Below are 12,614 nucleotides of genomic sequence, written 5' to 3'. Positions count from 1 at the left end.
GTTTAAGGCTCAATTATATAAAAGAAATTTTCTCCGCCAATAGATGTTTTATGTGTTCCGCCCTCACTTACACACGCTTTTTGGGCGGCTTTATCGTCGTCATAAGCATAGCATAAGGTTTGGGGTGCATTTTCGGTTTGATCTAACCACATTTCCCAAGCACTGTGCCCACCTATGCAATGCAAACTGCGAGGTACTGACCCCAAACTACAAGTTACTTTATTGGTAATAGACCAAAGTTCCTTACTATTAGAAACCTGATTACCTGGCAGGGAAATATCCAAATCTTCAAAATTCTGCGTATAAGATCCATTAGCCATATAATAAAGTTCTTCCGCATCTTTAAGCGATTTTACCAATATTTTTAATTGCACCAAACGACTTTTTGCCACCGACGTTTCGTACTGCGGAAGTGCCACCGCCGCCAAAATGCCAATAATGAGCACGACAACTAGGAGTTCAATCAAGGTAAAACCACTTGTTGCCGTGCGACCACTTGCACTAATGATGTCATTCCCGAGTGTTGTAGTCGGAAATCTGTCGTGTTTCTTTTTTGATAACAACGGATCCCCGACTAAATTCCTCGGGGATGACGGAAACAACAATAACAAAACAGAAGTAAATTCTTTCATTTTTTCTCCCTTCAAGGCCTTTATATTTGAGCGAAACAGCCTTTTATACGCGTTTTTATACAGCGGATACATCCGGGTACGACCACCGCGATTTATCAAAATTTTAACAAAAAAAAAAAACGAAACAACCCCTTTAAAAAAACATCAAAAAAGCGGAGCAAAACTTTAATAGTTTTGCTCCGCTTTTCTCTGCGAAAATAAACTTATTTGGCAAAGGCTTTGGCTTTATCCACCGTTGCGCCAATGGTATCAGCCAAAATTTTCTTTAAGTCCGAAGCGGCCATAACGTCCATACCCGCCGCTGTGCAACCGCCGGGGGTAGCCACCTTTTGGGCGAGTTCCGCCGCAGAAAGCCCCGTGCTCTCCAACATTTTGGCCGCGCCGATAACTGTCTGCAACGATAGCGCCGCCGCCTGATCCTTAGGCAACCCGTAGGCCGCGCCCGCCTGTGCCAAGGCGTCAATAAAATAATACACAAACGCCGGGCCCGAGCCGGACACCGCCGTCGCCGCGTCAAACACAGGCAAAGACACCTCAAAGGTTTTTCCAAGCCCGTCAAAAAGTCCCATTACCTCGCGGCGGGTGCGTTTAGGGGTTTCCGCCGCAAAGTGAAAGAGCGTTACCCCCTCGCCTAACGACAAGGGCGTATTAGGCATAATGCGGATAACGGGCCAGTTGGGCAATACCTGCTGGATTTTTTCCACGCTCCACCCCAAGGCCATACAAATAAGCGGCTTGGCGTTTACGCCACTTGCCACAATTTGCTCCAATACAGACGGTACTTGCGCGGGTTTAACGGCAATAAACAGCCAGTTTGCATCGTGGATTACGCGCAAATTGTCCGTGCCCGCTTCAATCCCCAGTTCGCCGCGCAGTTTAGCGGCCGAGGTTTCCGTATGCACAGAAGCGATAATATCCTCTTTGGGCCACCCGTGCTTTAAAAGTCCTTTAATAATGGCTCCGCCCATTTCTCCGGCACCGATAAAACCTAATTTCATTATTTGCTCCCTAATTTTCTATGCGTAAACGGTTTTGCGTTGGGACCGACATAATCAGCCACAATCTGCCCGTTTCCGTATAACTTATATTTGTAAATCGTCAGGCCTACAAGCCCCACCGGGCCGCGCGCGTGCGTTTTGCCCGTGCTAATGCCTACCTCGGCACCAAAGCCGTAGCGGTAGCCGTCCGCAAAGCGGGTAGAAGCATTGTGATACACACCCGCCGAATCTACTAAATCCATAAACACTTGGACTTCGTCGTGATTGGCGGTTAAAATACAATCGGTATGGTGCGAGCCATAGCGGTTGATGTGTTCCACAGCCTCTAAAATATTTTTAACCTGTTTCACAGACAGTTTTTTCTCCCCGTATTCGGTATGCCAGTCCGCTACCGGGCCGGACACCGGGGCCAGTTTGGCGATATCTTCCCCGCCGAACAGTTCCACTCCGTGTTTTACCAAATGTTCCAGCAAATCCTTTTTAAAGGGTTCGGGCCACGCTTCGTCAAGCAACAGGGTTTCCACCGAATTGCAGGCCGAAGGATACTGCGTTTTGGCGTCGGTGCAAATTTGCTTGGTCATTTGCAGGTCCGCCGAGCGCGCCACATAAATATGGCATACGCCGTCCGCGTGCCCCAATACCGGAATTTTGGTGTTGGCCTTTACATAGGCAAGTAACGAATTGCCCCCGCGGGGAATAATTAAGTCAAAATATTTATCCAGCGCCAGCATTTGCGCCGATTCTTCGCGGGAGTGAATTAAATTAAGCGCATAAGGCGGATAACCGGGCACGGTGGATAAGGCGTTTTGAAGCACTTTGGCAAGCGCGTCGTTGGTGTGCTGGGCTTCTTTTCCGCCTTTTAATACAACGGCATTACCCGACTTGGCGGTAAGCGCCGCAATTTGCGGCACCACGTCGGGGCGCGCTTCAAAAATCACCCCGATTAAGCCAATCGGGCAAGAAATTTTATACAGGTTTAACCCCTCGTCCAGTTCCGTGGCAGACAATACTTGCCCGACCGGGTCCGGCAGTTCCACCATTTCTTCCACCCCGCGGATAACCGTTTCCAGTTTGTCGCGCGTCAGTTTTAAGCGTTCGTAGAGAGCCGGCTTCATTTTCCCGGCTTCTACGGCTTCTTTGGTGGCCTGCAAATCTAATTGGTTGGCCTGCAAAATTTCGTCCGCGTGTACGCGCAAGGCGCACGCCATAGCGTTTAAGGCGCGGTCCTTGGCTTCGGGCGGCAAAGCGGCCAATACATACGAGGCTTCTTTGGCCTTAGCGGCAATTTCAGATACGTTCATACAAATCCTCACAGTAAAACAATGTTGTCGCGGTGGACGGCTTCGTCATAGTTTTTATAGCCGATTTTCTTGGCGATTTCTTCCGAACGGCAACCCGCTATTTTTTGGCACTCTTTGGACGAATAATTCACAAGCCCGCGTGCAAATTCCTGCCCGGCTTCGTCCAAAATGGAAATAGCGTCCCCGGCTTCAAACTCGCCCGCCACAGCCGTAATCCCGGCAGGGAGCAAGGAAGAACCCTTTTCGCACATTGCCTTTTTGGCCCCGGCATTTACGGTAAGCCCGCCCGCCACATTGGTAGCGTAGGCCAACCACAATTTTTTACCAGGTAAATTTTCTACGGGCAAAAAGAGCGTGCCCTTAAAATTAGGTCCAAACAACGAGGATACCGCCCCCGGCTTTTTACCGTAGGCAATAACCATTGCCGCGCCCGAGCGCGTAACCACCTTGGCGGCTTCCAGTTTGGTTTTCATCCCGCCGCGGCCACGCGAAGAGGCGCAAAAGCCCAAGGCTTCTATCTCTGGCGTAACACCTTTTACAACATCAATTAATTTGGCGTTTTTATCCTTGCGCGGGTCGCCGTTGTATAAACCTTCCACATCGCTCATTACGCACAGCAAATCTGCATCCATCCCGCTGGCGACAAGGGCGGAAAGTTTATCGTTATCACTAAAACACACATTAACGCCCTTTTCCTTATAGCCGCGCAATTCATTGGTGGAAACGGTATCGTTCTGGTTAATGACCGGGATACAGCCCAGTTCCAGCAAACGATTTAAGGTATCGCGCAAACTTAAATAGCGGCTTCTGTGGGAAAAATCGTCCTCGGTAAGCAATACTTGTGCGGCCACCACGCCCAACTGTTTAAAACCGTCCTCGTAAAATTTCATTAGGCTAATCTGCCCCACCGCCGCGCAGGCCTGCTTTAAGGACACCACATCCGGCGCACTCGTCAGCCCCAAACGGCGTTTGCCCATCCCCACGGCCCCGGAGGTAACAATCATAACCTCTTTGCCTTGGGCGCGCAAGGCGGCAATATCTTCCATAAAAGAATACAGGCGGGACAACGCCAAATCGCCGTTGTCGGTGCTTAATGCGTTGGTACCGAATTTAAATACAATACGTTTTGCTTTTTTAATCAGGTCTTTCATAAATTATTGTTGTCCGGCGGGTTTAACCGTGGAAAATTCACAACGGTTGTTAAACGGACACGCGGCGCAATGCTCCAAATTAGGCTCAAAATCCGCCACTTCAATTTTTTTGCCGATGTTAATAAAGGTCTCCAAAATTTTCTTTTCGTCAAACGCTTCAAACGGCGCGCTCATCTGTTTGTTAAACGCCACAAAATAAAAAGTGCATTTACCCTTCTTCATATTCCAGGCACGCTGGGCGCCTACGGCGTAAATGCCCATTTGCAGGGAATCGGTTACCGGCAGAGAAAGGTCCACATCCGTGCCGGTTTTGTAGTCAATTACTTCCCAAGAGCCGTCTGGCAGTTTGTCTATGCGGTCAATCTTGCCGCGCAGGGTCCATTGCCCTTCCTGAAAGATAAATTCCCGCTCGGTGCTGTCCACGGTGGTTTTGCGCTCGTATTCCGCCTGGGCGTAGGTTTCCAACATCTTTTTGCCCTTTAAATACCACTCCATTTGCTCGCCCGCGCTGGAATATCCGGCGCCCAGCCAGCAATCGTCGTAATAAGACAACAGTTCCGAGGGGTCGTTGCTTTCCTTGTGGTACGCTTCCAGCGCGCGGTGGATAGACACGCCCAACGAAGAAGCGGGCACTAGCCCTTCGCGCTTGCCCTCAATGTATTTGTACTTATACAAAACGGGACATTCCAAATACGTTTTGATTTTGGAATAGTTTAATTCATATACGTCGCTATACATTGGCGGGTTCGTCCTTTTGCGTCTTGGCACGCAAGAAATGCACCAAGGTATCGCCGTATTTTTCCACGCGGTAAATTTCCAGCGTATCCGGCACGGCAAACTCTTCAGTCTTGTGCGTTTGCAAAACGATAATACCGTTTTTGGCAAGCAACTTGGCGTCGGCCACGTTTTTTAACGCAGGCTCAGACAGTGCCAACATTTTATTATTGATATCGCGGTACGGCGGGCCCATAAAAATAATATCATAGCCCTCATTGTCGCTATACGCCAACAAAAAATCAAGCGGTTTTAACACATCCCCGCGGATCACCTTGGCGCGGTCCGAAAAGCCCAAATGCTCCAAGTTGCGGTGGATGTTTTTAATACAGGCGGGCTCTCTGTCCAGCATTACCGTACGCATCGCCCCGCGGGAAAGCGCTTCCAAAGACACGTTCCCCGTTCCGGCGAACAAATCCAGCATCATAGCCCCCGTAATGCGGGGGCGCAAAATATCAAAAAGGGACTGTTTGATACGGTCCGAAATAGGTTTTACGGGCAAATTTTTAGATACGGAAAAAATTCTGCGCCCGCGGGCAGTTCCGGCAATAATACGCATAATAATCCTTTATAATTGGGCAATGCCTTCCTTCAAGGCAAAGCGCACCAGTTCGGCCTGTTTGTGGATGCCGAGTTTCTTCATAATATTGTTACGGTGCACGTGAATTGTATTTAACGAAAGATTAAAGGTTTTGGCAATCTGTTTGCTGCTGTAACCTTCGGCAATCAGTTGCAGGACCTCTTTTTCTTTTGGGGTCAGCCCCGTGGCATCGCGCTTGCGGGCCGAGGTTTTGCCCAAGAACCCTTGCACAATGTATTTGGACACTTTACTGCACAGATAAAAGCGTCCGGCGGCGACTTCTTCAATCGCATCTACAATTTCGTCGGCGGTGGAAACCTTAACGATAAAACCCTTTGCCCCGGCTTTGAGCGATTTTTCCACCGACACCCGGTCGTCATACATACTCAGCATAACCACCTTGGCTTCGGGGTCGCGCTTTACGATGCGTTCCGTGGCCTCTATCCCGTTTAAAAGCGGCATAGAAATATCCACCACATACACATCTGCCGGAGTCTTTTCGGCATATTCCACCAAATCCTTCCCGTTGGCAATTTCGGCCACCACTTCCATATTTTTGCCTAATTTTTCCAGCACGGCGCGAACGCCTTGGCGTACAATGGCGTGGTCATCCGCCAATACAATTTTTATACTCATTTGTTCCCCCCGTAAACCACGCACGGGCACGATACTTCAATACGCGTTCCCTTGCCCGGTGCGCTTTTTATAGAAATAGACCCGCCCAACAGCCGCACGCTGTCCTTCATTGCGCGCAAACCCACTTGGCGGATGGAGCCTCCCTTCATCGGCTTAAAGCCGACGCCGTCGTCCTGCACAATCAAATGGGCCGTAAATTCGTCCCGTTCCAAGAGCACATAAATACTTTTGGCCTGTGCATATTTGGCGATATTGGTTAAGGCTTCTTGCACGATACGATAGAGCAAAATCTTTACGTTGTCGGCCACTCCGGTAGAGTCGCCTTCGGACTTATAATCAAATTTGTACGGGATATGCAGCATTTGGCTGATGTTATCCAATAGTTCCCGCACCGAGCCCCCCAAGGCGCCGTCGTTTTCCAAACTGGGCGGACGGAGCGACACCACAATATTTTTTACACGCTCAATACTGTCTTTAATCTGCTTATCCAATTTGGCTATTTCCACCAAGGCCTGCTTGGTATCGCCCTCTTTTACGCTGGCTTTGACCAAACTTAAAAGAGCCGTTAAAATAACCGCCGAAGAGCCGATTTCATCGTGCAGGGATTTGGAAATTTCCCTTTTTTCGGCTTCCCGCTCGGCCAGTAAAATTTGTGCAAAGGTCCGCGGGGCGGCCCCTTCTTTAAGCATATCGGGTTCGTGGTAACTTCTGGCCCAGTGGGTAATGTCCCGCGTGAGCGCCAGCACGGTGGCCACAGAGCCGTCTTCCCCGCGCAAGGGGATTAACGTGGTTTGGTAGAAGAAATGGGTTCCGTCCTTTTCAAATCCCCACTCATAGTGATACACAGTCCCCTTTAAGGCCTGCTCCAAAGCCTGCAAATGGAGCGGCACGCCACGCACATCCTCGGTAGAACAGTCCAACACATTACTAATAGCCGTAATTTGGCGCGTTTTTACATCAATCAGCACTACGGCGTCGTACCCTTCCACCCCGTGTTTTTTTATCGTTTCCAAATCTTTGGCGCAATAAGCGGTTTCCCGCGTGGTAACCGCGCCCGCCAGTTGCTTGCATTGGAAACAAAAGCGCGACGGCTTTTGTGTTTCTTTGGAAATCGTTTTCTTTGTCATAGACGGCCTCTAATACACCCTATATGATATTCTACTATATTTTGCGTATTTTTCTATAAATAGGGTTCCTGCGCGCGTAATAAGGAGAAAAGCACTTAGATTTGATATAATTTTGTATATGTCTAAACGCTTAAAAAAATTGATTTTTTCTAAATTATTCCTTTTCTCCGCATTAGCGGGGCTATTTGTGTTTATTATTGTTTGTGCGGTATTGATGCGCTACATTTTTTCCGGTCTGCCGCCTGTGTATGAAATGGAGGAATACACCCCGGCCGTTACCACCAAGGTTTTTGACCGCAACAACAATCTAATTCACGAATTTTCCATTGAAAAGCGCAGTATGGTGCCGCTGGAAGATATCCCGGTGGACCTGCAAAACGCCGTCGTGGCTATGGAGGACCGGGAATTCTTTTCTCACCCCGGCATTTCAATCCGCGGTATCTTCCGCGCGGGGTTATATGACCTCGTTTCCGGCCGCGCCAAGCAGGGGGCCTCTACGCTTACCCAGCAACTTTCGCGCGGAGTCTTTTTAACGCAGGAAAAGAAACTCATCCGCAAAATCCGCGAGGTTATTTTGGCTATTCAAATTGAGCACCAGTTCAGCAAGCGGGAAATTTTGCAATTATATTTAAACGAAATTTATTTGGGTAGCGGTTCCTACGGGGTAAAGGCCGCCGCCAAAAAATATTTTAATAAAGAACTTTCCGAACTGACCACCGGCGAGGCCGCCCTGATTGTGGGTTTAATCCCTGCCCCGGGGCGCTATAATCCCTTTGCCAACCCGGACCTGGCCCGCCAGCGCCGCAACTTGGTGCTGGACGTAATGCAACAGCAAAATTACATTTCCAAGGAAGAGTTGGAAAAGGCCAAGACAGAACCCCTGCCCGAAAAGCAAACGCAGGAAGAAGCCCAACCCGGCCAATATTTTATTGAGCACATCCGCCGCATTTTGGAACCCAAATACGGGATGGATGTACTGTGGAAGGCGGGTTTAAACATTTACACCACCATTGACATTAAAGAGCAGGCCTTGGCCGAGCAAATAATGAACAAAAAACTCCAAGAGTACGACGAGCAGGTAGCCAAAGGGTTAGGCATTGAAATTGACCCCAATGATGCCGAAGCCGATACGGCAAACACCGAGGAAGAAACCGATACCCAAACGCCCAAGGAAAACTACCCCCGTCTGCAAGGGGCCTTTATGGTGCGCGACGTTAAAACCGGTGCGGTGCGCGTAATGATTGGCGGACGCGGTTTTGACGAAAGCAAATTTAACCGCGCCACACAGGCCAAACGCCAGCCGGGTTCCTCTTTTAAGCCGTATGTATGGATGGCCGCCCTGCAAAAGGGTTACACGCCCGCCACCTTGGTAAAGGACTTGCCCACAATGTTCTATTACGACGGGCGCAATTGGCGCACCTTTAACGAAAACTCCGATTTGTATTCCTTGGATTTAGCCAAGCAATCCTTTATCGCCAGCAAGGATTTTAACGTCTGGGTTCCCAAAAACTATGGCGAGCGCAACGAGGGGTGGATTACCTTGCGCAAGGCGTTGGAAAAATCCAAAAACCTCGTAGCCGTCAATTTGATTGACGCTATCGGCGTGGGCGAAGTGGTCCGCGTGGCGAGAAAGGCGGGCATTACCGCCCCCTTACCGCGCGTTCCGGCCTTGGCCTTGGGCGTAAGCGTGCTGGCGATGGATGAACATTTGGCCGCCTTAACCACCTTTGCTAACGGTGGTATCCACACCGACAACTACTATATTGAACGCGTGGAGGACGCCAACGGGCGCGTTTTGGAACAGCACATTCCGATAGAGGAAGCCGCCTTCTCCCCGCAAAACTCTTACCTGCTTATCAATATGATGAAGGGCGTCGTCCAGCGCGGAAGCGGGGCGTACGCGTCGCGCTTGGGCCGCAACATTGCGGGCAAAACGGGTACCACACAGAGCCACCGCGATATGTGGTTCGTAGGGATGACCCCGCACACCGCCGCCGCCGCTTGGATGGGGTACGATGACGATACTTCGCACGAAAACGGGGCACGCTTTACAGGCAGCACCACGGCCCGCTGGTGGACCGAAATTATGCAGGAAATTTTAAAGGATGAACCCAACGACGATTTCGCCGTGCCGGAAGGAATTTCCTTTGCATATGTAAACCCCATTACCGGCAAACTGGCTATGCCCAGCGAACGGAACAAATTTTTGGAAGCCTTTATATCCGGCACCGAACCGCAAAGTTTCTAGCGGTTTGAGGCAGTATTTATGAGCCACGCAACTAAAACGTCTTTCACCCGCTACTACGGCCTGCCCAATGGGGCCGCCAAGGCGTATTTTGCGTGCCAAACGTATCTAAACCACAACAAAAGTGCGGTATTTATTACCGCACACGATACGGACGATTTTGACAACGCCGCCAAGGAATTTGCCCCGCGCGGTGCCGAAACTTTATCCCTGCCGGAAACCGATACCGGGCGGATGAACGCGCTTTTTGCGCTGATTACTCCCACAAACGGCCCGCGGCTGTTAAGCACCAATTACGAGGCTCTTTCCGCCCCGCTTCCAACCCCGCAGGACTTTAAAAGCCGCTTATTTACCGTCCGCCGGGGCGACACCTTGCGCCGCCAAGAATTATTGGACCGCTTGGAAAATTCCGGCTACGGGCGGGAAGAATACGCCGAAGCCCCCGGCCAATACGCCGCGCGCGGAAGCGTAGTAGATATTTTTTGTTTAAACCGCCCCGAGCCCTTGCGCCTGTATTTTGCGGGCAACCGCGTGGAAATGATCAGCGCCTATGACCTGGACACGCAAAACACCAAGGAACACACCGACCAGGCCGATATTATCCCTTTAAAATTTGAAAGCACGCCCGCCACCTTGGCGGACTACTTGCCCGGGTTTTCGTTTATTTTTGACGAGCCGGATAAAGAGTTTGACTTGGCGGATTATCCCAACTGCGCCGTTACTACTTTGCTTCCGTCGGCGGACGGCGTGAATTTTGGCCTAAAAGCCAATGTATCCTTTAACGCCAATATGGACCTATTGGATAAGGAAGTTGCCGACTTACAGGCCCATAACCTTGTGGTAACCATTTGCTGTTTAAACCGCGGTGAATTAGACCGTATGGGCGAACTGGCCGCCGATTACGAACACTTAAAAAAGGCCGCCTTTAAAATTTCCCCTTTAACCCAAGGCTTTTGCAGTCCGCAGGAGCGTTTTGCGCTGATTACCTCCAACGAAATTTTAAACCGCCGCTATAACGCCGCGCGCGTAATTAAACATTTTGATATTGAGGGCGCCAAACGCGTGCGCTTTAAAGAGTTACAGGCGGGCGATTACGTCGTCCACCAAGAGCACGGCATCGGGCGGTACTTGGGGTTGGAAGTAATGGATAAAGAGGAAAACCCCACCGACTGCCTGATTATTGAATACCGCCGCGGAAGCCGCCTGTATGTGCCGATGTACGACTTTAAAAAGGTGCAAAAATATATTGGCGCCGGGGGCAAACGGCCGACGCTGTCCGTATTGGGCGGGGCAACGTGGAAGGACGTAAAAAGCCGCGTAAAAGAAGAAGCGCAAAAGGCCGCCAAGGAAATTTTGAAACTGGAAGCCCTGCGCCAAGCCACCCCTGCGCCCGAAATTTCGGGCGACGCACGCATTGAGCAGGAATTTGCCGACTCGTTTCCCTATGTTTTAACGCCGGGGCAAGAGCAGGCTATTCGCGAAACCTTGCACGATTTGGACCTTTCCAAACCAATGGACCGCGTATTAGTAGGCGATGTGGGCTTTGGAAAAACCGAAGTTGCTATGCGCGCCGCCTTAAAGGTGGCTTTATCGGGCAAGCAAGTAATGGTGTTGGTTCCTACGACCATTTTGGCGGACCAGCACTATAAAACTTTTTCCAAACGCTTGGCAGGCTTCCCGGTAGTGGTGCGGATGCTCTGCCGCTTCCAAACCGCCAAGGAGCAAAAGGCCGTCATAGAAGAATTAAAAAACGGCGTGTGCGATATTATCATCGGCACGCACCGCCTGATGAGCAAGGACATCCGCTTTAAGCAATTAGGCCTTGTGATTATTGACGAGGAACACCGTTTTGGCGTAAAACAAAAGGAAAAAATCCGCGCAATGAGCGCAGGCGTTCACTCCTTGATGTTAAGCGCCACCCCGATTCCGCGCACCCTAAACCAATCGCTCGCTTCCCTGCGCGACATTTCCCTTATTGATACGCCGCCCCGGGGCCGCACTCCGATTAAAACCGTAGTAACCGCCTGGAATAACGATTTGGCCGCGGCGGCCATTACGCAGGAACTCGCCCGCGGCGGGCAGATTTACTACGTTTATAACAGCGTGCAAAGTATGGAATCGCGCTATCTGTTCCTCAAAAAACTCGTTCCGCAGGCGCGTATTTGTATGGCGCACGGCCAAATGAACGAAAAAGAACTGGAACAAACCTTGTGGGACTTTAACAAGGGTAAATACGATATTCTGCTGGCCTCTACCATTATTGAATCGGGTATAGACATTACCAACGCCAATACGCTGATTGTGGAAAACGCCCAAAACTTTGGCCTGGCGCAGTTGTACCAGTTGCGCGGGCGTATCGGGCGCGGCAGTACAAAAGCCTACTGCTATTTGTTCCACCCGGATTGGCTGCTTAAAAAACCCGCCGAAAAAGAGGACAACTTTACCGATTTAGCCGCCGTGTATTGGAAGCCCAAAGAGGAAAAGGACCCGACCGAAGAAGCCCGCCAACGCTTGGCCGCATTAATGGAATTTAGCGACCTGGGCAGCGGGTTCCGCTTGGCCTTACGCGATATGGAAATCCGCGGCGCGGGCGAATTATTGGGCGTAAAACAGCACGGATATGTAAACGAAGTAGGCCTTAGTTTGTATTGCGATTTAGTGGCCGCCGAGGTCAAAAAATTAAAGGGCGAGCGCGTGGAGCGCAACCTGCAAGCCAAGGTTAATTTGCCCCTGCCCGCCTATATTCCGCCCGATTACCTGCCGGATGACGCCGAACGCCTAAAATATTATAAGGAACTGATGGGCGCGGACGAAGCCAAAACTAAAACGCTTTTGGCCCGCTTGCAGGACTTGTGCGGCCCGGTTCCGCCCGAAGTGGAAAACTTAACCAAACTCTTTTTGCTCTCCAACCGTGCGGGCAAGTTGGAAATCTATCATATAGACTGGGTGGACGGCGCCTTGGAAATGCTGTTCACACACCGTTTTAAAATGCCGCCTGCTTTCCCGGGGGAACTCTTTAACCGCTTTGGCCCGGGGAACATAGAATTTGTAAAATCCAAAAACGGCGACGGTGTGCGCATTATCGCCCCTGCGGGCAAGGACTCGTTACTCTTTACCCAGCAAACGCTTGCGTTTTTTGAAACCATTTTACGACAGGAAAAATGATATAG

At 50.4% G+C, this 12,614-nt stretch carries 10 protein-coding genes; 2 read left to right on the top strand and 8 right to left on the bottom strand.

Annotation, left to right across the window (positions count from 1 at the left end; genetic code table 11):
• Positions 1-2: 2 nt before the first annotated feature.
• The 8 genes from ACR0QV_RS02610 to ACR0QV_RS02575 all read right to left on the bottom strand — a co-directional run bounded on the left by ACR0QV_RS02610 (position 3) and on the right by ACR0QV_RS02575 (position 7,199).
• On the bottom strand, positions 3-632 hold the full coding sequence (locus ACR0QV_RS02610; RefSeq protein ID WP_432634423.1) for a type IV pilin protein: 630 nt from the start codon (positions 630-632) through the stop codon (positions 3-5).
• A 203-nt stretch (positions 633-835) separates the two neighbouring features.
• Positions 836-1,630: a pyrroline-5-carboxylate reductase gene (proC, locus tag ACR0QV_RS02605; RefSeq protein ID WP_432634422.1), complete on the bottom strand. Its 795-nt coding sequence runs from the start codon at positions 1,628-1,630 to the stop codon at positions 836-838.
• Entirely contained in the window at positions 1,630-2,931 is a 1,302-nt protein-coding gene (locus tag ACR0QV_RS02600; protein WP_432634421.1) for a glutamate-5-semialdehyde dehydrogenase, read from the bottom strand. Before ACR0QV_RS02600 ends, proC begins: the two co-directional genes overlap by 1 nt.
• A gap of 8 nt (positions 2,932-2,939) precedes the next feature.
• The gene (proB, locus tag ACR0QV_RS02595; protein WP_432634420.1) at positions 2,940-4,082 is read right to left on the bottom strand and encodes a glutamate 5-kinase; all 1,143 of its coding nucleotides are present in this window, start codon (positions 4,080-4,082) and stop codon (positions 2,940-2,942) included.
• 3 nt (positions 4,083-4,085) lie between these two features.
• Entirely contained in the window at positions 4,086-4,820 is a 735-nt protein-coding gene (locus tag ACR0QV_RS02590; protein WP_428054179.1) for a RecB family exonuclease, read from the bottom strand.
• Complete coding sequence (gene rsmD, locus ACR0QV_RS02585) at positions 4,813-5,415, bottom strand: 16S rRNA (guanine(966)-N(2))-methyltransferase RsmD (protein WP_432634419.1); 603 nt, start codon at positions 5,413-5,415, stop codon at positions 4,813-4,815. Before rsmD ends, ACR0QV_RS02590 begins: the two co-directional genes overlap by 8 nt.
• Before the next feature lie 9 nt (positions 5,416-5,424).
• Positions 5,425-6,072 (bottom strand): response regulator, encoded by a 648-nt coding sequence (locus ACR0QV_RS02580; protein ID WP_428054183.1) that lies wholly within the window; start codon positions 6,070-6,072, stop codon positions 5,425-5,427.
• A complete protein-coding gene (locus ACR0QV_RS02575) occupies positions 6,069-7,199 on the bottom strand; it encodes an ATP-binding protein (RefSeq protein ID WP_432634418.1) in 1,131 nt (376 codons plus the stop codon). The genes ACR0QV_RS02580 and ACR0QV_RS02575 overlap by 4 nt, the downstream gene beginning before the upstream one ends.
• A gap of 118 nt (positions 7,200-7,317) precedes the next feature.
• On the opposite strand from ACR0QV_RS02575, the gene ACR0QV_RS02570 reads away from it, so the two are divergent.
• Together ACR0QV_RS02570 and ACR0QV_RS02565 are read left to right on the top strand one after the other, a co-directional pair.
• Entirely contained in the window at positions 7,318-9,447 is a 2,130-nt protein-coding gene (locus ACR0QV_RS02570) for a penicillin-binding protein 1A (protein WP_432634417.1), read from the top strand.
• Between the two features lie 18 nt (positions 9,448-9,465).
• Complete coding sequence (locus tag ACR0QV_RS02565) at positions 9,466-12,609, top strand: transcription-repair coupling factor (protein WP_432634416.1); 3,144 nt, start codon at positions 9,466-9,468, stop codon at positions 12,607-12,609.
• The last annotated feature ends 5 nt before the right edge of the window (positions 12,610-12,614 follow it).

It is taken from the genome of Candidatus Avelusimicrobium sp. (assembly GCF_050873505.1).
Taxonomy (GTDB): Bacteria; Elusimicrobiota; Elusimicrobia; order Elusimicrobiales; family Elusimicrobiaceae; genus Avelusimicrobium.
The sequence above is the reverse complement of the archived record's forward strand: the minus strand, read 5'-3'. Positions and strand labels throughout refer to the sequence as shown.

Coding starts and splice junctions, on each gene's coding strand:
- ACR0QV_RS02610 (WP_432634423.1), bottom strand. CDS start 632: ATGAAAGAATTTACTTCTGTTTTGTTATTGTTGTTTCCGTCATCCCCG.
- proC (WP_432634422.1), bottom strand. CDS start 1,630: ATGAAATTAGGTTTTATCGGTGCCGGAGAAATGGGCGGAGCCATTATT.
- ACR0QV_RS02600 (WP_432634421.1), bottom strand. CDS start 2,931: ATGAACGTATCTGAAATTGCCGCTAAGGCCAAAGAAGCCTCGTATGTA.
- proB (WP_432634420.1), bottom strand. CDS start 4,082: ATGAAAGACCTGATTAAAAAAGCAAAACGTATTGTATTTAAATTCGGT.
- ACR0QV_RS02590 (WP_428054179.1), bottom strand. CDS start 4,820: ATGTATAGCGACGTATATGAATTAAACTATTCCAAAATCAAAACGTAT.
- rsmD (WP_432634419.1), bottom strand. CDS start 5,415: ATGCGTATTATTGCCGGAACTGCCCGCGGGCGCAGAATTTTTTCCGTA.
- ACR0QV_RS02580 (WP_428054183.1), bottom strand. CDS start 6,072: ATGAGTATAAAAATTGTATTGGCGGATGACCACGCCATTGTACGCCAA.
- ACR0QV_RS02575 (WP_432634418.1), bottom strand. CDS start 7,199: ATGACAAAGAAAACGATTTCCAAAGAAACACAAAAGCCGTCGCGCTTT.
- ACR0QV_RS02570 (WP_432634417.1), top strand. CDS start 7,318: ATGTCTAAACGCTTAAAAAAATTGATTTTTTCTAAATTATTCCTTTTC.
- ACR0QV_RS02565 (WP_432634416.1), top strand. CDS start 9,466: ATGAGCCACGCAACTAAAACGTCTTTCACCCGCTACTACGGCCTGCCC.